Source organism: Enterococcus sp. AZ141 (genome assembly GCF_051714385.1).
In the GTDB taxonomy this organism is placed as follows: domain Bacteria; phylum Bacillota; class Bacilli; order Lactobacillales; family Enterococcaceae; genus Enterococcus_D; species Enterococcus_D entomosocium.
Genome location: NZ_JBIORT010000001.1, coordinates 2192305 through 2212497, shown reverse-complemented (window position 1 = coordinate 2212497; position 20193 = coordinate 2192305). Strand labels below are relative to the sequence as shown.

At 43.7% G+C, this 20193-nt stretch carries 21 protein-coding genes; 5 read left to right on the top strand and 16 right to left on the bottom strand.

From position 1 onward, the window contains the following. Window positions 1-8 precede the first annotated feature (8 nt). From IGI89_RS10275 to IGI89_RS10245, 7 genes are all read right to left on the bottom strand, one after another. A complete protein-coding gene (locus tag IGI89_RS10275; protein ID WP_034872321.1) occupies window positions 9-476 on the bottom strand; it encodes a hypothetical protein in 468 nt (155 codons plus the stop codon). A 53-nt stretch (window positions 477-529) separates the two neighbouring features. After that, a complete protein-coding gene (locus IGI89_RS10270) occupies window positions 530-1864 on the bottom strand; it encodes a PTS sugar transporter subunit IIC (protein WP_008379001.1) in 1335 nt (444 codons plus the stop codon). 99 nt (window positions 1865-1963) lie between these two features. Next, entirely contained in the window at window positions 1964-2998 is a 1035-nt protein-coding gene (locus IGI89_RS10265) for a LacI family DNA-binding transcriptional regulator (protein WP_016613602.1), read from the bottom strand. A 141-nt stretch (window positions 2999-3139) separates the two neighbouring features. Further along, a complete protein-coding gene (locus IGI89_RS10260; RefSeq protein WP_016613603.1) occupies window positions 3140-3742 on the bottom strand; it encodes a hypothetical protein in 603 nt (200 codons plus the stop codon). Next, on the bottom strand, window positions 3739-4599 hold the full coding sequence (locus IGI89_RS10255) for a carbohydrate ABC transporter permease (RefSeq protein ID WP_086373181.1): 861 nt from the start codon (window positions 4597-4599) through the stop codon (window positions 3739-3741). The genes IGI89_RS10260 and IGI89_RS10255 overlap by 4 nt, the downstream gene beginning before the upstream one ends. Next, on the bottom strand, window positions 4599-5510 hold the full coding sequence (locus IGI89_RS10250) for a carbohydrate ABC transporter permease (RefSeq protein ID WP_005234717.1): 912 nt from the start codon (window positions 5508-5510) through the stop codon (window positions 4599-4601). Before IGI89_RS10250 ends, IGI89_RS10255 begins: the two co-directional genes overlap by 1 nt. A gap of 132 nt (window positions 5511-5642) precedes the next feature. Continuing rightward, complete coding sequence (locus tag IGI89_RS10245) at window positions 5643-6959, bottom strand: ABC transporter substrate-binding protein (RefSeq protein WP_008379010.1); 1317 nt, start codon at window positions 6957-6959, stop codon at window positions 5643-5645. A 242-nt stretch (window positions 6960-7201) separates the two neighbouring features. Here IGI89_RS10245 and IGI89_RS10240 point away from each other — a divergent pair, with 242 nt between their 5' ends. Beyond that, on the top strand, window positions 7202-7705 hold the full coding sequence (locus tag IGI89_RS10240; protein WP_016613606.1) for an isochorismatase family cysteine hydrolase: 504 nt from the start codon (window positions 7202-7204) through the stop codon (window positions 7703-7705). Between the two features lie 70 nt (window positions 7706-7775). Here IGI89_RS10240 and IGI89_RS10235 read toward each other — a convergent pair whose 3' ends face one another. Continuing rightward, a complete protein-coding gene (locus tag IGI89_RS10235) occupies window positions 7776-8060 on the bottom strand; it encodes a hypothetical protein (protein ID WP_005234711.1) in 285 nt (94 codons plus the stop codon). Between the two features lie 288 nt (window positions 8061-8348). On the opposite strand from IGI89_RS10235, the gene IGI89_RS10230 reads away from it, so the two are divergent. From IGI89_RS10230 to IGI89_RS10215, 4 genes are all read left to right on the top strand, one after another. Beyond that, window positions 8349-9482 (top strand): alcohol dehydrogenase catalytic domain-containing protein, encoded by a 1134-nt coding sequence (locus IGI89_RS10230; RefSeq protein WP_034872378.1) that lies wholly within the window; start codon window positions 8349-8351, stop codon window positions 9480-9482. Window positions 9483-9501: 19 nt separating this feature from the next. Beyond that, window positions 9502-9846: a YrhK family protein gene (locus IGI89_RS10225; RefSeq protein ID WP_005234707.1), complete on the top strand. Its 345-nt coding sequence runs from the start codon at window positions 9502-9504 to the stop codon at window positions 9844-9846. 28 nt (window positions 9847-9874) lie between these two features. Continuing rightward, window positions 9875-10090, top strand: a complete 216-nt coding sequence (locus IGI89_RS10220) for a DUF378 domain-containing protein (RefSeq protein ID WP_008379021.1) — start codon at window positions 9875-9877, stop codon at window positions 10088-10090. A 181-nt stretch (window positions 10091-10271) separates the two neighbouring features. Then, window positions 10272-11114 (top strand): hypothetical protein, encoded by an 843-nt coding sequence (locus IGI89_RS10215; protein WP_438735616.1) that lies wholly within the window; start codon window positions 10272-10274, stop codon window positions 11112-11114. A gap of 51 nt (window positions 11115-11165) precedes the next feature. Here the strand turns inward: IGI89_RS10215 and IGI89_RS10210 are convergent, their stop codons facing one another. The 8 genes from IGI89_RS10210 to IGI89_RS10175 all read right to left on the bottom strand — a co-directional run bounded on the left by IGI89_RS10210 (window position 11166) and on the right by IGI89_RS10175 (window position 20083). Then, on the bottom strand, window positions 11166-12029 hold the full coding sequence (locus IGI89_RS10210; protein ID WP_016613608.1) for a formylglycine-generating enzyme family protein: 864 nt from the start codon (window positions 12027-12029) through the stop codon (window positions 11166-11168). 15 nt (window positions 12030-12044) lie between these two features. After that, a complete protein-coding gene (locus IGI89_RS10205; RefSeq protein WP_016613609.1) occupies window positions 12045-12821 on the bottom strand; it encodes a sulfite exporter TauE/SafE family protein in 777 nt (258 codons plus the stop codon). Further along, window positions 12818-13930 carry a radical SAM/SPASM domain-containing protein gene (locus IGI89_RS10200; RefSeq protein WP_034872326.1) on the bottom strand — a complete coding sequence of 371 codons (1113 nt, stop codon included), beginning with the start codon at window positions 13928-13930 and terminating at the stop codon, window positions 12818-12820. Before IGI89_RS10200 ends, IGI89_RS10205 begins: the two co-directional genes overlap by 4 nt. Window positions 13931-13948: 18 nt before the next feature. Next, a complete protein-coding gene (locus tag IGI89_RS10195; protein ID WP_438735615.1) occupies window positions 13949-15454 on the bottom strand; it encodes a sulfatase-like hydrolase/transferase in 1506 nt (501 codons plus the stop codon). 47 nt (window positions 15455-15501) lie between these two features. Beyond that, window positions 15502-17403: a beta-glucoside-specific PTS transporter subunit IIABC gene (locus IGI89_RS10190; RefSeq protein ID WP_015509281.1), complete on the bottom strand. Its 1902-nt coding sequence runs from the start codon at window positions 17401-17403 to the stop codon at window positions 15502-15504. A 97-nt stretch (window positions 17404-17500) separates the two neighbouring features. Further along, window positions 17501-18325 (bottom strand): PRD domain-containing protein, encoded by an 825-nt coding sequence (locus tag IGI89_RS10185; protein ID WP_205820711.1) that lies wholly within the window; start codon window positions 18323-18325, stop codon window positions 17501-17503. Between the two features lie 214 nt (window positions 18326-18539). Further along, window positions 18540-19853, bottom strand: a complete 1314-nt coding sequence (locus IGI89_RS10180; protein ID WP_087627134.1) for a DUF438 domain-containing protein — start codon at window positions 19851-19853, stop codon at window positions 18540-18542. Next, window positions 19850-20083: a DUF1858 domain-containing protein gene (locus IGI89_RS10175; protein ID WP_005234687.1), complete on the bottom strand. Its 234-nt coding sequence runs from the start codon at window positions 20081-20083 to the stop codon at window positions 19850-19852. Before IGI89_RS10175 ends, IGI89_RS10180 begins: the two co-directional genes overlap by 4 nt. Window positions 20084-20193: the final 110 nt, after the last annotated feature.

Below are 20193 nucleotides of genomic sequence, written 5' to 3'. Positions count from 1 at the left end.
TGCTATCCTCAATTTTCCCCATTTTTTTCATTTGTCCCTGCTCGTTGACAAGCTGCTTCAAGATAACGCAAGCGTTTTTTGACACCACGATTGAAAAAGAATTTGTAAAACAGCGCCGCCAACATAAAGCTGTAGGTTGTTTTCTGCTGCTCAAAACGGCTTTGTTCCGAATACGTGACTTGCAGCTTCCCTTTTCGTCCTGGAGCAAAACTATACCGTTGATCGATCACTCCTTCTTCATGGGTCGTACGAAGCCACAGCTCATCAGCGGCAATTTTTTTGACCGTCATAACGGCTGGTACCATCCGCGGAGCGGTTTTGGTTTGAATCATCGTTTCAATACGGCAACCTTCCCCGAACGGTTCTTGGGCTTGTTTGGCTAGAAAGAATTTCTCTTGTTCCGCCAATAACACACGGGAAAAGTCCGTAGGTGTGGTATTCATTTGATAACTGCAAGACAATGTATCGGTTCTCATCACAAATTCCTTTCTAAAGGATGCGCTTATTGCATTCCTTTACGTTTCTGGGCTTATCTTTCTTCTACCCTTTGATTGATCGTCTCAGATGCCGCTTGTTCATTTAATGCCGCTTCCGCTTTTTCTTCTTTCAAGTACCCACGATCCATTACGATCAAGAATGGCACCCAGATCAAGGTCATTACGGCAACCGTCACTAACTGTAAGATTGCGCCGGCAACAGAACCCGTGCCTAACCAACCAGATAAGAAGACCGGGGTCGTCCAAACAACCGTTGCTCCGATTGGCCGCGGAACCAAACCTGCGGCAATCGCAAAGTAAGAGATCGTCGTACTGGCTAATGGCGCTAAGATCCATGGGACAAAAGCGATTGGGTTCAAGACGATCGGCAAACCAAAGGTCATCGGTTCAGATACGTTGAAAACAGATGGAGCGATCACTGTCTTCATTAATTTTTTCATCCGAATCGAACGAGCGATAAAGAAGGCCATTGTAATCGAGATCCCCAACTGCATTCCTTGATTGACGAACACGCCCATAAACGTAGTGTTAATGATATGAGGCAGTTGTTCAGCCCCTGCTTTGTAGGCTTCATAGTTTTCGATCGCTAACGCATTCATGATTGGATCGATCACCGCATTGACCACCAAGGTACCGTGAATCCCAAACCACCAGAAGAATTGGGTGAACAAGACGGCGATCAGTACTGCTGGCAACGTACCGCCCAAGCCCATCAATGGTTTTTGCAGAATTTCATAAACGAAATCAACGGCATTGCCCCATGAAGTAAAGGTGAACAAGTAGCGGATCAAATTGAAAAGGAACAACGGTGCCGCCCCAGGAATGATGGCGACAAATGATTCTGCGATCATTGGCGGAACCGAATCTGGCATTTTGATCGTCAGCCCAGCCGCACTGATTTTGCAATAGATCTGCGTAGCGATAATGGCCGTGATGATTCCGACAAACATTCCCTCAGCCCCTAATTTCGACAAGGGGATCACTGTACCTAACTCTTCGGATGAGCCAAAAGGCAGCAGCATCAAAAACGAAGACAGTGAGATGGCACCCGCAAATAATTTGGCTTGTCCATATTTGCCAGCCAACTGATAGCCGATCCCAAAAACAACGAAAATAGCGGTGATACTCATGGTCGCATTTCCGATAGGACCAAAAAAGTCGTTTAGAAACGTGATGAATCCCTCTGGAAGTTTTTCCGAGAGTCCGAAAGTAGCAGGCAGATTTTGAATAATAATCATAATTGACGCAAACATTGTCGCAGGAAAAGCGACCATAAACCCATCACGCAGACTTAACAAGTATTTGTTGTTGGCAATGATCTGAGCAAAAGGCACCATCTTTTCGGCTAATTTATCAATAAACTTCATTTCGTTTTCTCCTTTATTTTTAACTGTAAACGTTTACTACAATCAGTATAGTTGTTTAGTTAATGTTTACACAACCCCTAAAATAAAAAAGATCAGACGTCACTGATCTTTTTCGGCAATCGATTCTCTAATGATCAATTCACTGCCACAAACGACGCGAACCGGCATCGTCCGCACCCCTAGGATTTTATTTTTCGCTAATTCGACACTCATCTGCCCCATCTCTTCGGCTTTCATCTTGACGGAGGACAGTGCGGGCGTCATAAATTGCGCCATTTCGATATCATCAAAACTAACGACTGACACATCTTTAGGAATCGATAGCCCCGCTTCAGCGAGTGCCTTGTAAACCCCGACTGCCATAGGATCGCTGGCAACGACGATCGCTGTGGGGCGAGGATTCATTTGCGCAATCTGCTGACCAAAATGCAAACCGGTCTCCGGTGACCACTTCCCCTGAAGCACGGTTGTGAACTTTTCCAATTTGTTGAGCAGCATCCATTGGCGGTAGTTTTCTGCTCGAATCTCTTGTTCATCGTAAACGACTTCGCCAGAAATCGTGACTCGGCTGGCAACACCACCCACAAAGGCGATATGCTCATGACCCTTCTCTTTTAACATCGTGAGGATCTGGTGGGTCTTTTGGGCAAAATCGGTTTGGATGCAATCGTAGCTGGGTGCTTCACTATAATTATCCACCAGGATAATATTGGCATTTTGCTGACTGATCTCTGCCAAAGCATCGCTGGTCATCTCTCCAATAATAATGACTGCGCCATACTTCGCCAATTGTGCCAAATCTTTTTGAGGCTCCCGCATGGAAAAGGCCCGAATCGTTTTTAAGCGCCACTTCGCCGCTTCCTTTTCGATCCCATTGCGGATCATCATAAAATACGGATCGTTTCTTTCCGACTCTCGATCGTGGCGGGTAATAATGGCAATCGTGTTTTGGTCGCCGACTTCACGGGAATGGGGTTGATTTTTTTCTTTTGAATAATTCATTTGGTTGGCGATCTCAATGACTCGTTGACGCGTGTGTTCATTGATACTGAAGGTTTCATCATTGTTAAGGATTCTAGAAACACTTGCTACCGACACCCCGGCTAATTTCGCGATATCTCTCATACTTGCCATAGCTGCACCTCATCTGTTTACTGTTTACTAAATTTACATTCAGCATAGGCATAATTTTTGGCCCTGTCAACCTTCTTTTCACAAAAAAACCGAAACTCCTTAGCTTTTCACTAAGGAAGTTTCGGGATACCCATTTGTTTTCTATTTGAGCGCTTGGTCACAGAGCACGACATTGACTAAATACAAGGTGCTGATTCCTAAGACCAATAAGTAGACTGGACCAAACAGCAAAAAGGTCAAGACAAGCGTCACTGTTGCTAAAAGATGCGCCAGTACTCGTTTGGGTGAACGAGCAAACTGATAAAAACTATAAAACAATGAGCTGGGCTGCTGCGGATAGGTGTGAAGCAGCCTCGTTTGATAAAGTAAGACCAAGCAAAACAAGCCAAAGGTGAACGCTAACGCGTAACTAGCGATCTGAAACAGCGGGTGCTGCAAACGGCTAAAGATAAAGCTGTCCGCCAAAAGCAGCAGGAAGAATAGACTGAGCAAACGGTCTTGCCCTTTTCTTGTTGTCCACTGTTGATGAAATGCCTGCTGAAAACGAGCTTTGCTGCTTGCCTCCAAGCCATCGTTCCGCAGTTCCGTCAACGTCTCGATCAATGCTCGACTAGCGGTGGTACTGGTGATCAAAGGCAAGGAAAACAACAGCCACATGCCTTGTAAAACCAGTAAATGCGGAAGCCAGTTGATGCCAGTCAACAGCGCTTGGTTCAAGCGTTGCGGGGTAACTTTTGTTCTCATCCTTTGGAACCTCCCGTCAGATCCATTCCTTCAATAAAGTAGCGTTGTGCGAGGAAGAACAGCAAGATCGTCGGCAATAACACAAGCGTTGCTCCTGCCATCAAGTAGTTCCACTGGGTCGTTGATTGGTTTTGGAAGACTTGCAAGCCAATCTGCAGCGTGTACTTTTCTTGGTTTTGAATATACAGTAACGGCCCTAAGAAATCATTCCACGCCCCATTGAAGGAGTTGATGGCGATGGTGATCAGTGCGGGTTTCGTCAATGGGATCATTAGATGGCTCCAAATATAAAGATGATTGGCGCCATCGATCTTAGCGGCTTCGATCAATTCATTGTTGACGGACAAGTAAAACTGCCGCATCAAGAAAATGTTAAAGGCGTTGCCGAAAAACGCTGGAACGATCAGCGGCAGATAGGTGCCGACCCAGCCGATTTTGGAAAACAAAACATACTGCGGGATCATCGTCACAAAGCCAGGAATCATCATGGTAGACAAGACGAGGGCAAAGATCAGATTTTTTCCTGGAAAGGCTAATTTTGCAAAACCATAAGCAATGAAGGAATTTGATAAGATATTCCCGAAGACCACTAAGACAGTAATGAATAACGTATTTTTTGCATACTGCCAAAAAGGAAAGGCGTTGATGGTCTCCAAATAATTGCCAAGATTGATTTCTTCTGGGAAAAAGGTCGGCGGGTAACGCACGATCTCCTCCATCGGTTTCAATGACGTAAAGACCATCCACAGCAACGGAATCAGCAGCACGATCCCGATGATCGACATCACCACATAGCTGATGATTTTCTTGACTCGCTGTTGGCTTGATTTGCTTCGCGTTTTTGTCGTCATTTCCATTAGCTGCCACCTCCGGTATAGTGAACCCAGCGTGGTGCCAGCTTGAGATTGATAAAGGTCAAGACTAAGACGATCAAGAACAAGATCATCGACATTGCCATCGCATAACCCATATCAAAGGCAACAAATGCTTTGTTCCACATATGCAAATTATAGAATAGCAACGAATTCGCCGGACCGCCGGTACCATTTTTGGTCATCACGTATGCTTCTTGGAAAATTTGAAAAGAACCGATCGTTGAAGTAATCACATCATAGAAGATGATCGGCGTGATCAAAGGAATCGTAATATTTTTGAATTTCGCCCAAACCCCCGCTCCATCGATCTCAGCCGATTCGTACAGCGTCGGCGAAATATTTTGCAAGGTAGCTAGATACAAGAGCATCGCGCCCCCTGAACTCCAAATCTTCATCAAAATCAACGCTGGTTTCGTCCATTCTGGATCAAACAGCCATGCCGGACCTTTGATATTGAACCAGCTCAAGAAGGTATTGATCAATCCTGCGGAAGGAGATAATAATTGCATCCATAAGACGTAGACGGCAACCCCTGAAAGGATCGCTGGTAAGTAAAAGGTCGTTCGGAAAAAACTGATTCCGCGGATTTTTTGATTCAGTAAAGTGGCTAGAAAAACACTGAATAACGTTGTTAAGGGAACATTGAAGAGTACAAAATACGCCGTGTTATAAAGAGATTTCCAAAACAGGGTATCTTGCGTGAACATGCGGGTAAAGTTCTTAAAGCCGATAAAATTCATTTTTGAAGTCAGATTGTAATCGGTAAAGCTTCCTACGAAGGAAAACAGCATGGGCCCTAACATAAACACCACGAACCCAAGCAAAAATGGTGCTACGAAGAAGTAGCCCCAAAGAGCTTCTTGCCGTTTACTTTTTGAACGCTTCTTTGGCATTCCTTCCACTCCATTCTATTTTTACTCATTGTTTGTTCAAGAAAACATGTCCGCTTCGCAAAGCAGAAAGCAAAGCCCAGTCCGCTAACCGACTGGACTTTCCTTCTTTTTTAAAAACGCTCGTTTTGAGGTTTATTTGTTTTGCTCAACAAGATCTTCCACCGCTTTTTGCGCATCTGCCAACCCTTCAGCCGGTGTTTTGCTGCCCAGCATGATTTGGTCGATCTGTTCATTGACAAGACTGCTGAAATCAGGCGCTGTCAATGGTACAGGTGTGATCACCGTATTGGCAAAGTTTTCATCTGCCATTTGGTAGATCATTTGGCCGTTTTCATCTAGATTGTCGTTGTTGACCAAGTTTTCGTTGGCTGTTCGATTCGCCATGATATCAAAGCTTTTCTCACCAAATTTCTCTTGAACTTCTGGTGTCGACAAGTATTTGATAAACTCATAGGACGCTTCAGGATCTTTGGCTCCGTATGGCACTTCTAAGACGAACCCGCCACCCCATGACCAGTGACCAGAACCACTTTCTTTTTCAGGAATTTGAATGACCCCAAATTCAAAGTCATCCGGTGCATTTTCCGCTAAACTTGAGTAGTAGTTGATGTTTTGCGCACGCATCGCCACTAATCCAGAAATGAATGGATCGGCAACACCTGAACCAAATTCAGCTTCTAACCGATTGATGGTATCTTGACCATAATACTCTTGCCAGTCTAAGATCCATTCCAACGCTTCCACTTTGTTGTCTGTATCGATTTTGACGTTCTCATCCTTGTCAAACCAGCTGACGCCATCGTCGGCATTCAAGGCCCACACATCGGCGCCTAAATTCCACAATGGGTAAAAACCGATCCGCTCAAAGTCATCACCGTTTTTGACATCTAATTTACGAGCAACTGTTTCTAACTCCTCCCACGTTTGGGGCAGTTGCTCTTCACTGATACCTGCCTCTTTAAAGAGTGTCTTGTTGTAGAAAATCACTTGCGTATCTGTATTGAAAGGAACAGCATACGCATCCCCTTCATACTCCACCGTATCCCATAATTGCGGATAAAATTCATCAGAAAAGCCTTCTTCGATATACTCGCTTAAATTTGTTGCTTGCTGCGCTTCTGCCCGCTGAGCAACAGAATTAATATCTTGTACAATAACATCAGGCGGATTACCAGCAGTGATCGACGACAGTGATTTTGTCCAAATATCGCCCCAAGGCTGGTAGCTGTATTTGACCTCGATTTTATCTTGTGACGCATTAAAATCATCAATAATTTCTTCAATTACTTCTTGTCTTGCACCAGACCCCCAGAAGGACCAAAAATCCAACGTCGTTTTGCCATCTGCTGACTCATTCCCCGAGGAATCAGCGGTTTCGCTATTGCCACATCCTGCCGCCAGTACACCAACTGAAAAAAGCAAAGTCCCCATATAAAATAACTTTCTCATTTAACCTAACCTACTTTCATTTATTTTTAATGTACTATTTAAAAGCTATCACTACTTCTTCTTTTCAGCAAACAAAAAGCATCGTTATTCGAATAAAAAAATAACATTTTTACCGTTTCACGATAAGAAGAGCGTTTTCTTTGAAAATTTAAAAAAAGTGGGGCATCATAGAAATAGCACCTATTTTTCAACCTCTCGTTAGATCATTTGAAAAACGATGTTTATAGAAAGGGAGTAACCACATGCTAGTCATTGTCGATATGCAAAACCAAATTCTCGATGAAGAGAACGAAGCGTATGTGCCAGATAGCGCCGCTCTCGTCAAACGAATCGCCAAGCGCCTAGAACAAGCGCGGGCGAATGGGGAGTACATCTTACACACCCGCGACATCCCAATCGAAGTCAAAGGAACGCCTGATGAAGAAGCCGCTGCCCTGCAGCTTATCCCAGAACTTAAGCCTCTCGAAAATGAAAAAGTCGTCAAGAAATACTATTACAGTATTCCACCTGAAGTCTTGATCGACATCAAGAAAAATCTATTTGAACCCGAGGAAAAAAAGAAAATCGAAATCACCGGTGTTGAAACCAACATCTGTGTCCTTTCCAATACGATCGAGATCCAAAGCGCCTTTCCTGACGCTGATTTCACCATCAATAAAACATTAGTCGCCGGTAAAAATCACGAGTCGCAAGGACTCGACATCTTACGAGACTTCAATGTCCAAATCATTGATGGGACAAAATAAACCAATGACCAATAAATAACGAAAGCTCCCTGTTCAAGGAACAGGGAGCTTTTTCAATTTAATTATTCATTCAATTCATTGAGCCATCTAATAGCTCGGTCGGAATTTCAATCCGAACCTCATTTTCAGTCTGACAGTTTGGACATACGAAGGTTCCTTCAATGGCTTCCTTCACTTCCCCGTAAGTATAATGAATAGCGATTTCATCTTCTGCCAATTCATTCGTTTCCAACGGTGGTACCATGGTTAATTGCCCCTCGCTGTCTTCTTGTAAATGAACGACCAGCTTCCCATCAAAGTTTTCATTGCAATTGGTGCAAGAAGCTTTTCCTCGAATCGTTAGATCCATGATCATCCCTCCTCATTTCTTGTCACTGGTTGATGCAGGTTCCAATAGATACTCGTAACACATGCATGCTTCACTTTAATAGTGTCACGCTTTCACTTTTTTAGCAAATCATCTGTTTTTCTTTTTTTAAACCATTGATGAAGAAAAATCCTAATCAACCGTTTTGAGCGTTTTCGTTGTCAAATCGTTAAAATCCTTGCAGAATTAACTTATCTGTTACTGAAAAGTAAAAACATGTTGTTGGAAAAATTAGTGATTGTCCGAACTTATCTGAACAAACAAGGAGGAAAAATGATGCAAGCAGTAACCTGGCAAGGAAATCAAAAAATGGACGTTCGCCGTGTAGAAGATCCAACGATTTTAGAACCGACGGATGCGATCATCCGAATCACCGCAACTGCAATCTGCGGCTCTGATCTCCACCTTTACCACCATGGCGGCTCGGTTTTGGAAGAAGGCTATGTCGTTGGTCACGAACCAATGGGTATTGTCGAAGAAGTCGGCAGTCAAGTACAGAAACTAAAAAAAGGCGACCGCGTCGTCATCCCTTTCAATATCGGTTGCGGCCATTGCCACTTTTGTCAAAATGAGATGGAAAGTCAATGCGACAATTCTTCAGAAGATACATTGTATGGCGGCTTATTCGGTTTTGGAAAAATGAACGGCAACCACTGGGGCGGTCAAGCCGAATTCTTGCGCGTACCGTTCGCAGATTTCACCTCGTTTATCGTACCTGAATCAACGATCCCTGATGAAAAAGTATTGTTTTTATCTGACATCTTACCTACAGCATTTTGGAGCGTCCAAAATGCCGGCGTCAAAAAAGATGATACCGTGATCGTCTTAGGCTCAGGACCAGTTGGCTTGTTTGCGCAAAAATTTGCTGTGATGGCAGGCGCTAAGCGGGTGATTGCCGTGGACCCTGTTGCTCATCGCTTAGAAAAAGCCAGCAGCTACAATCAAGTCGAAACATTCCAATTGGATGATCTGGCTACTAGTGCCGATGAATTGTATGAACTGACCAAAGGTGGCGCTGATGTGATCATCGACTGTGTTGGGATGGATGGTTTAGAACCCGTAAAAGAAAAAGCCAAAAATCTAGTCAGCTTGCAAAGTGGAACAATCTCACCGATCCAGATGGCCGCCAAGGCAGTCAAAAAATTTGGTACCGTCCAAATCACTGGCGTTTACATGACACCTGCTTCTTCTTATCCATTGCAAGAATTCTTTATGCGCAACATTGATGTCAAACACGGGCAAGCACCTGTGATCCATTTGATGCCAAAAATTTATGATATGATCGCGGACGGTTTGTTTGACCCGTCACAGATCATCACCCACACGATGCCTTTAGCAGATGCTGCCAAAGCGTATGAGATTTTTGACAAAAAAGAAGACAAGAACATCAAAGTTGTCTTGAAACCTTAGCACAAACAAAGGAGCAGTGATGGCACCTATGCCAAAAATCAAACGGAGTGAACATCAATTCGATCCGGGAAAAGAAGAAGATGTGATCATCAAGGCAAGTCGCTTTCGCATCTACTTTCAAAATCGCTACATGTTGATCTCACTTACGAATGATATTTTGACGGGCTTGTTTTATATTTTCGGGAGTATCGTTTCATTAACTAGCTTGCCTGCGATTTACGGAACGATCGCCTATTTGATCGGCGGTGTCTTTTTGACCATTCGTCCGCTGATTAAAATCGTTCGCCATGTCTATATCTATAATGATCGCAATCAAGAAGGTGAGAAAGAAAAAGATGTCACCATCACCGACGATGAACGTTGATGGGGCGACAACTAGAGAGGAGTTTCCTATGTTAAAAACATTTGATGGGATCGCACTGACACTATTGATCATCGGTGGGATCAATTGGCTGCTGGTCGGCGCCTTCGAGTTTGACCTTGTCGCAGCGATCACCGGCGGCAGCACGTCAATCATTGCCCGCGTCATTTATATTCTAGTTGGGATCAGTGCATTGTATAGCCTGAAATTCTTTCCAGCTATCGCCCGCCAACAAACCCTCGACTAATTGAAAATAAAACCTGCATCTGCGGTGTCCTGACCCCAAAAAAGTTAGATTTTTGGTCTAACTTTTTGAGGTCGCATCTGTGGATGTAGTTTTTTTGTCTACAATCATTGAAAAAAAACACCAGTTGTACTACTCTTGTATTTAACCTACTATTTTCGAAAATATAAAAAGGACGTGACTCATGACCCCACCTACTAGACCCTCGCTGATACGTCGGATACTCGGTCGGATGCTTTTGCTATTGATTTTCTTATTTATTCTAGGTATTATTGGCGGAATTATTATTTTAAATAACCTCACCATCGCGGAAAACTGGTTTGGTCTGAATGAATACCAAGTCGTTGAAACCAGGCATCAGATCATTCGTTTGTTCCCCTACTTTTGGGTAGCAGGGATCCTGCTGGTCTTTTTGATCGGTCTGATCATCGGCCTCAAAAAACACAAAAAATCGCCATTTTACTGGTTATTCTCATTGCTCTTGCTACCAGCGATTCTCTTTTGTATTGGCGTAGTTTCCACCTTTTTACCTGTAGACCGCCAACTCTTTCGAGAAGAAACCAGTGCCAAAGAAATTATGGCGGCGCTGCCAAATCAATCTTCATTCAAGGACAAAGAGCTGCAACTGGTCAGCTATAGTTTTCACATCCGCAATGTCCCGCTAAAAAGCGGCATTTATGCAGTTGCGCGAGTGATCAATCCAAACACAGGCCTACAAGACGAGTATTGGTATTACCCAGAAAATCTGTTGACCAAATGGAAAAAAGACGACGATACGATCGAGCTTTCGATGGAAGATACCATTGCCTTTGATGCCATCGACTGGGGCGTCATTCCCAAGATCATCAAGGATTCTGAGGCGCGAGCAGCTCAGCTAGATCACTATGTTCCTGGCGTCAGCATCGTCATTTTAAACGGCTTCCAAGGTGAATGGACTTGGACCGTTGGTTTAAATGGGATTCGTAATCGAACCGAGATCAATTATGTCTATGATCTCAAAGGAAATTATCAATCCGAATGGCAATAAAACAAGCGGCACCTATCCCTGTGAATAGGTGCCACTTTTGCTTTTATCGGTTTACTGATCCAAGTCTTTGACACACCGAAACCCTAAATTATTGGCTGCCGACATCCCAGAATTACCATTTCTAGCGGCAATTCGGTATCGTTTGCAATAGGATTCATGGCACAAAAATGAACCGCCGCGAGTCGCATACAGTTGATCATCTTGTGTTTGATTCCTTATCCAAAAGGTTTGTCCCGTCTGTTGTTGAAACTGCGTCAACGGGATGCGGGCAGGATTGACGCACCATTCCCAGACGTTGCCGATCACTTGATAAAGACCAAAGCCATTGGGCTCATACCATTTCGCGGGCGCTGTATTGGCAAAGCCGTCTGCTCGCGTGTTGCTTTTTGGAAACTCGCCTTGCCAAATATTGCAATGATAGGTATTTTCTGTCAAAAATTCCCTTCCCCAAGGATATTTTTCAAAACTTGTCCCGCCTTTTGCAGCGATCTCCCACTCTGCTTCTGTCGGGAGGCGTTTTTTTGCCCATTGGCAATAGGCGATCGCATCGTTGCGAGACACTTGAACCACTGGGTGATCCATCCGCTGGGCAATCGTTGAATCAGGTCCTTCAGGATGACGCCAATCTGCGCCGCTAACCGCGTACCACCAAGCCATATTCGGTACCTTTTGACTGCGGTGTTTCGTTTGCTCACTTAAAAAATAGTGAAAAACGAACGACCAGCCAAAACGCTCGGCTTCTGTGACATATCCTGTTGCTTCCTCAAAAACTTGGAAAGCTTGGTTCGTTACTGTCGTGGCATCAATGGCAAATGCTGGGCTGTCGAGGCTGATTTGCGGTCCCTCAAGATCCCCGGCAAAGCCGTCCATCGTATTCGTGCCAATTCGGTAAGTTCCTGCTGGAATCGTGGGCATCTGCTTGCCTCCTTTTTACAATAATTGATAGCCATTGTACAGATTGATCAGTAACACCAGCACGATCACGGTTTGGAATACCAGTGTCACTCGCTGTGGTGACAGGACGTTGCTGGCCTTGGCGCCTAATAGTCCCCCCACGATCGCGGCTGGAATAACAAACCACAAAATTTGCAGATCATACGCACCAAAACCTGTCGAAAAAGCGATCGTCAAAATTTTTGCCAGCTGCGAGAAAAAAATCGTACAAATTGAATAAATCGTCGCCTCTTTGATCGGCATGGCAAACAGCAACATCAATAAAGAAACATTGATGGGTCCGCCGCCGATCCCCAGCAAACTGGCTAGAAAACCGAGAATCAAGCCACAAGCTGCATACCAGCCGACTTTTTCCAACGCAAACCCGCGCCAGTTATATTTTGTATACAAAAAAGCGAACAATAGTGTCAGCACGGTCACAAGGATTTGGATCAGCTGAACCATCTTGTCGTCTCGAAAAACCAGCAATAGCTGTTCAAAGGCAACATTGCCTAAAACACCGCCTAACACAGCACCACCAGAAACCCACAAGGCAATCGACCAATTGATTTTCCGTCCACTGGCTAATTGTCTAGCTGTCGAAACGATAGACATCGTGAAGACAGCTGTCGCCGAGTAAAAAGAGATCGCAGCAACAGAATGGGCGCCGATAAAATCGAAAATCGGTTTGATCAGCACGCCGCCCCCCATGCCCGAAACTGCCCCTACGGTATTTGCTAAGACGATCACGAGAAAATAAATCAGTCCGATCATTGTCTCACCCCTTGCAACAGCCCCAATATCACATTGATTCTGGGTGTGAAGTCTTTTAACAGCTCCTGATAGCCGCAAAACCCCTCACTATCCACGTACATTGCATCTTTCATTCGTTTACAGCCTCCTCGGCACATTTTTTGGAAAGGACATTGCGTACACTTCGAAGGCATGTCTTTTTTCTGGCACAAAAACTGCTGCGAACAGTCTTGAGAAAACAATTCCCGCAAGGTTTGCTCTTGGATATAGCCCATGCGAAACTCATCTAATACATAGAAGTCACAAGGATAGACACTGCCGTCGGCTTCGATCACATACTGCACTTGGCAGTTGCCTAGAATCCCACAGGCAGTTACTTGCTGCCGCACCAATAGATTCAGTAAATCATCGAACAGCTTGATACTTAAGTAGCGCCCTTGTGTCAATTCCTGCAGCCAAAACGCCAATAGCTGCTGATAAAAGTGCGCAAAGCTTCTTGGTGTCAAGGCATAGTTGTTGGTTGATGTGGCATCCAAATCAGCCAAACAAGGAATGAACTGCACAAATGCAATCTGCTCTTCCTTGAGAAAATCAAACACACGCTGGGCTTCCTTTGCTAAGGGATTAGTCAACACGCACAAGACATTGTACTCAATCTGATAGGCGTCCAATAATCGCTTGGTCTGCAAAACCCGCGCAAAGGTCCCCCGCCCTTTGGCGTCTAATCGATGCCGATCGTGAGCAAGCGGATGCCCATCGATCGACAGCCCGACTAAAAAGCGATGCTCTTTCAAAAAACGACACCATTTATCATTGATCACCATGCCGTTGGTCTGGATCGCATAGTGTACTGTCACTCGCTTTTTTTGCGCCGCAACATAAGCCGTTAGTTTTCTAAAATAACTCAGCCCTGCCATCGTCGGCTCTCCGCCTTGAAATGCCAACGTCAAATGATCGCCAGCTTCTAAGTCTGCATAGATGTTTGCAATCATCTTTTCCATTACATCCTCTTTCATTTTGCCAAAGGAACGCACTTCGCGCAAGGAACTGACGTTGGCATAAAAGCAATAGGTGCAGCGCAGATTGCAAAGAGAGGATGCTGGCTTGATCAATACGGAGATATGTTTCATGTGTTGTTCCTCGCTTTTTTAATTCTTTTGTGCAATTGTCTGCCTCTGACTATTGCTTAAACCTAAGCGCTGATACTCGCTTTCAGGGGCTTCAATCTGATCCATTACTTTAATCAATTTCTGAATCATTTCTTGTTCAATCAGTGGGTCATGAAGCGGTGTTAACTGCTTTGGATCATTCTTTAGATCAAACAGCAAGTGGCCTACTGAATAAGAATCGATATAGGTGGAAACTTCAACTTCTGTGTAAGGAAAATGATTTGTAAATCGATTGCCCTCTTTCAAGACCATGCTGTCTAAGACCTCTTTATTCAAAAAACCACGCAATGAAGCATAACTAAGCGTCTGCATGGTGATTGGTCCATTCGAAGGGTGAACCGATGCACGCATATACACATAACGACCATCGTAGATATTGACATGACCGCCGTTTGTACCAAAAATAATTTCTTGATGGAGCGGTTGGGAATGCTGTTTTTTCAACACAGGCAGCAAAGATTTGCCATCCATATCTAAGGTGTTCTCAATTTCAAAATAATCCAATAAAGTTGCTGGAATGTCGATGGTTTGACTCAATACTTGAGTATGGGTTCCCGATTCAGCCTGTGGGTAACTGATGAAAAAGGGCAGATGGATGATTTCTTCATACATCGGCGCGACATTTTTTCCTAACCAGTCATGTTCCCCTAACAAAAAGCCATGGTCGGTATTCACAATGATAAAGGTATCCTCCCACATATTATTTTTTTCTATAAAGTCCAGCACTCGTCCTAAGTGATGGTCACACATACTGATCAACGCTGCGTATTCTTTTTGCAGCTCAATCAAATCCTGCTCGCCAACATCTTCTGTTACACGACCATATTTTGGCCAAAAGTAAGGTGATTCATTTGGTGTCTCCTGGTACAATTTGCGATAGGTTTCTGGCACATAAAATGGTTCATGGGGGTCAAAACATTCGAGTTGCAAAAACCATTGATCTTCATTTTTGTACTGTTCCAAAAAATCCAAGCCGGCTTGGATCGTTTGAACCGTGGACAGGTCTTCTTCTACTGCTTGCCGTGTTCGATTCGCAAAATGCTGTTCCACAGAAATACCACTTTTATTTAACGGATTCAGCGGTGGATGATTCTCTGCCTGTTTTCTTGGAACCCATCGGTCACCTTCTTGTCCTCTAAATCCTTCCCATGTGGAATAACGGTTATGATAAGTGGCACCGCCATCTTCAAAGTAATGGGAATGGTCGGTTACCAAATGACAATAGACACCATTTTGCTGCAGCGTATCAAAAATTGACGAATCAAACGGTTCTAATTGACCCCACGAACGATGCATAAAATTGTAACGACCTGTATGAAGTTCTCTTCTTGCTGGCATACAAGGCATGCTGCCACCATAAAAGTTGTCAAACGTAACCGTTTTTTCTCTTAGCCGTTCAAAGTTTGGCGTGTTGATCCAATCGTTTCCGTAGTTTGATAAAAAATCTCTAGCCAGAGTATCAAACATCAGCATAATTGCTCGCATAGCATTCTTTCCTTCTTTCTTTTCTTTCCTTTTCTTGGTCATTGCGACTACTTGACGATCGTTATCGCCCCTCGATTATCATCAGCGATCACATCTAAGTATGCGGAAGTATTCGTAACGACGATCGGCGTCACTAACGAGTATCCCGCCTCTTCAATTTCTTCTTTATCAAATGTAAGCAATACCTCTCCTTGCTTGACCTGATCCCCTTGCTTGACTTTTGTTTCGAAAAAACGACCATCTAAGTTCACTGTATCCATGCCGATGTGAATCAACACTTCCACGCCATCGTCCGACTTCAAGCCAATCGCATGCTTCGTTGGAAACAGTGTTTCAACTACTCCGTCAAAAGGTGCTCGAACCAGTCCTTCATCTGGTGAAACTGCTAAGCCTTTTCCTAATAGTCCATTTGCAAATGCTTGATCTTCTACTGCCGACAAAGGCAAAACGATGCCTGTTAATGGTAGCGAAAAAGTGATTTCTTTCGCTGCTCTTTCTGATGGGATCAAAGGTGAGGCTTCATTATCACTAGCTGTTGCTTCTTGCCGATCCTCTTGCGGATCATACAAGAAGGTAATCGTTAAAATGAATGATAAGACGAATGCTACAGTGATCGCTAATACATACCCATAAAAGCCGCTTCCGATGCCTTCTGTCGGATCAATGTAGTTGGGTAAACTAAAGATACCCATCCCACCTATAATAAAAGATTTTGTTCCCATGGCACCCATGATCAATCCGCCGATCGAGGCTGAAATCAAGGTCGCAATAAATGGTTTTTTTCTAGGCAACGTGATACCGTACAAGGATGGCTCCGATACCCCAAACAGACTGGAAATAAATGCGGGAATCCCGATTGCCCGAATAGAATTATTTCTAGACTTAATAATAACTGCCAGCACAGCTCCTGCGGTCGCAAATGGAGTCGCTTGTCCTAAGACCATCACTGGGTCGTAACCAAGAACACCAATATTGTTGATTGCGATCGGAATGATTCCCCAATGAAGACCAAACATGACCAACACTTGCCAAACAGCACCAACTGCAATCCCTGCAATAATTGGGCTGAAGTTATAGATCGCCAACACAGCCGCACCCAACAAATTGCCGATCCACGTCGCGATCGGACCAATGACAATGAAAGTCAGCGGAACCATGATCAAGACGGTTAGAAAAGGAACTAAGAAACTCCGTACAATACTAGGAATGATTTTTGTAATGCCTTTTTCTAATTTGGCACCAAAATAGGTAGCAATGACGATTGGAATAACGCTGGAACTATAACTCATTAGAATGACTGGTATTCCTAAAAAAGTGACATAAACAGGCGATTCAAAAACAGTTCCTGCAAACAAGGTATACAACGGTTCGGCATTTGCCGTCAAGCCAGACAAGGCTGGATAAACAAGGGCAGCACCGATCGCCATACCGACAAATTGCTTTAAACCAAATTTTTTCGCTGCGGTATATCCTAAAAAGATTGGAAAGAAGTAGAAGAAACAATCGCCTGCTGCTTGCAAAATCGCATAGGTTCCTGACGTATTCTCAATCCATCCCAAAGAAACAAATAGCGCATTTAATCCTTTGATCATTCCTGTGGCAGCTAGAAGACCCAATACAGGTGTAAAGATACTGGAGATCACATCGATAAAAGCATCCAGCGGTCCTTTCTTCTCTCCCGAAGGTGCCGCATCATTTCCTGCCAATCCTGCATGTTGAACAAATTCTTGGTACACCTCTGGCACATGATTGCCGATCACGACTTGGTATTGACCGCCGCTTTGAACGACTGTCACGATCCCTTTCGTCTTTTTCAGTGTTTCGGTGTCTGCTTGCTCCTCATGTTTTAAATCAAAACGCAGTCTTGTGATGCAGTGGGTCACCCCATTGATATTTTCTTTTCCGCCGACTCCTTTTAAAATTTCATCGACCAATTCTTGATATGCCATCGTTCTCATCCTTTCAATGTAAAAATAAAAAGCAAGACAAATAACTATTCCTTGATGGAATAATTATCAGTCTTGCCTGCATTATCAGTAACAACCTTTATTCGTTCTCTATTAACTTTTGAATGTGTAATGTTAAGTACAGCTTTTCATCATCGTTCAAGGGAACATCTAAATACTTTTCAATCAAAAGCATCGTCTTATAAGCGTCTGCATACTGTCCACTCACGTGTCCCAATAGTGGATTTGCTTTTACCACATCTGGTCGAGCCTTCAATCGTTGGAAAAAAAAGCGCAAATGGGTGATAAATCGATCGAATGCCAAAGAGTTTTCATCAATTTGTATCTTGTTTGAAAATCGTATAAGTGAAATAATATCGCGAATCTTTTTTGCAATCGATTGGACATCTTTTGGCTGATCAACCTCATCTGTTACTTGTGCATTGATCAAATGCATTGCTATATTTCCTGCTTCTTCTTCCTCAAAGACGACCCCTGTTTCTTGTCCGATCATTTCCAATGCTTTTTTACCAACTTCAAATTCCTGCGGATAAAACTTTTTTATTTCCCATGATAATCGGTTCGTAACTGTGATTCCTTGTTCATGCAGTTTGAACAGGTTATACAGATGATCGGTAAGTGATACATACAGCGTCTCGCTTAACTCCTGTTTTATTTCCGCTTTTGCAAGTGAGATAATATCATCCGCTAAAGACACATAGTTTGTTGGTATGGATGACAATAAACTTAAAAACCGCTCGGAAACTTTGTTCTTATGAAGCACAAACACTTTTTCAATTTTTGATTCATCGGCGGTTTGTCCTGGTTTCATTTTGAAGCCAAGGCCGGTACCGATCCAGATAAAATCTTTGCCATCTTGTCCGACCAAAACTGCATTGTTGTTTAAGATTTTTTTGATCTTCAAGACGCTTCTCACCTCCTTAAAATGAAAAAAGGCGATACCTTAATACATGTGTAGGATCCATACACACGTAAAAAGGTATAGCCTGCATTATCAGTAACTACCCATTTGATTGCCTTTACTATACTATTTTTCTAGAAACGTTGCAAGCGTTTTAATGATTTTTCTTTTTTTGCTTCGTTTCAAATAGACACGGATCAGCCTTTCTCCAAACTGCTCACTGGTCCAGCAAACGGCTTTGCCCTTCGATTTTTTGGATCTCCGTAATGTCTTGCGTGACTTCTAGACAACCTAAATAGATGCCTGCTTCATTTTTTAATGCAAAGTAGCGAATATAGATTTTACGGCCCCGCATATCGATCCAAAATTCAGCTGTCTCCCTTGTACCCGCTCGAAAATCATCCAAAATCTGTTGCACGAGATGCATGCTTTTCGGTGGATGGCAGTTGACGACTTCACGACCTAAAACCGAATTCGTTCGTGGAAAGACGCGACTCTTGCCTTCTGAATAAAAGCGCACCCGCTCTTCACTATCTACAAAGGTCAAGTCCACTGGCAGCGTTTGAAAAATGGCCACCAATTGCTCAAATTGCAGATTACCAGTAGGCAATGAAACGGTCGGCTGTTCAGCAATTTGCGGCGAATCTTCCGATTCTGTGACTTGAAAGTCATTGAATCCTAAACCGGCTGCGATGCCAGCGGTTGTTTCTTGGGCTTGTTTGATCGCCGCTTGCCGTGCGGGTTCTGCCGCCTGTTCCTTTTCAAGGGCTTCTTGGCTCGGTTTCCAAGGAAGCGGTTCTGGGATAAAGGCAAAGCCGATGTCAAAGCTGTCAGCCGCAATTTGTTCCCAATCTTTAAGACTGAAGACATCCAGCGTCATGGGCACCATGATTTCTTCTTCTTTGAAAATCATCTCTTCAATCTCGTTTTTGACTGCTTCCCATTGGACAGCGATTGGATTATAGGCAGCTTTTTCGGATGCCAAAAGCTCATTGAGCGCTTTGATCATAACCCGAATATCATCATCAACACCCCACATCACTTTTGGCGGCGCAGTGATGCCGTACTTCTCCATGTAAGAAAAAATCAACGTTTCTTTTCGCGCATAGTGTTTGTCGATCTGCATTAAATCATTGCAGGCAGCTTGTAGACGCTTTTTAGGCGTCCAATCACCGGTTTTGATTTTGGCTAAGAGGCTGTCGATCTCATCGGCCAACAGGGATTGCAGGACTTGGTTCTCCAATTTCAGGGTATGCACAGGATGGCCTGGTTGCCCATATTCTTCATTGGAGTGATGGATCTCGTTGATCGAACCTTTGAAAACAGCAGCATGAATATTGCACAAACGCTGAATCTCAGAAGGGTCCAACCCCGTTTGGATCAAAGCTTTTTCAGCAGCAGTGATCTCCGTCACATCCACACCATCAAATTCTTCGTTAAACAAGCGTTTAGCTTCTTCAAAGGAACCGCCTTGGTGAAGCAAACTCAGTATTTCGACGATCCGTTCTTGTCTTTGACTGTTGGTTTTCATTTCGTCGCTCCTTTCACAAGAAACCCTTGTTTTTCGAAAGCGAGACAAACCCTTTCCAAGGGGATCTTCTTCATCTGAGCGCCTTTGGGAATCGTCATATAACGTCCAGCAGTTTGTAGCATCCCTGGTTGATTGATCGCCGTAAACCCTAGTTGACTCATGATTTCTAGTATTTCAGGATATTGTGCCACAAGTTCATAGAGCGTTTTTGACAGATCGATTTCTTTCATAGTAAGGTCTTCCTTTCAGTGAGAATGATTCTCAATAAGATATCCTTAGTATAAATCATTTTGTTCAAAAATACACGAACTCCCGCAAACATTCATCAATCGATTATTTT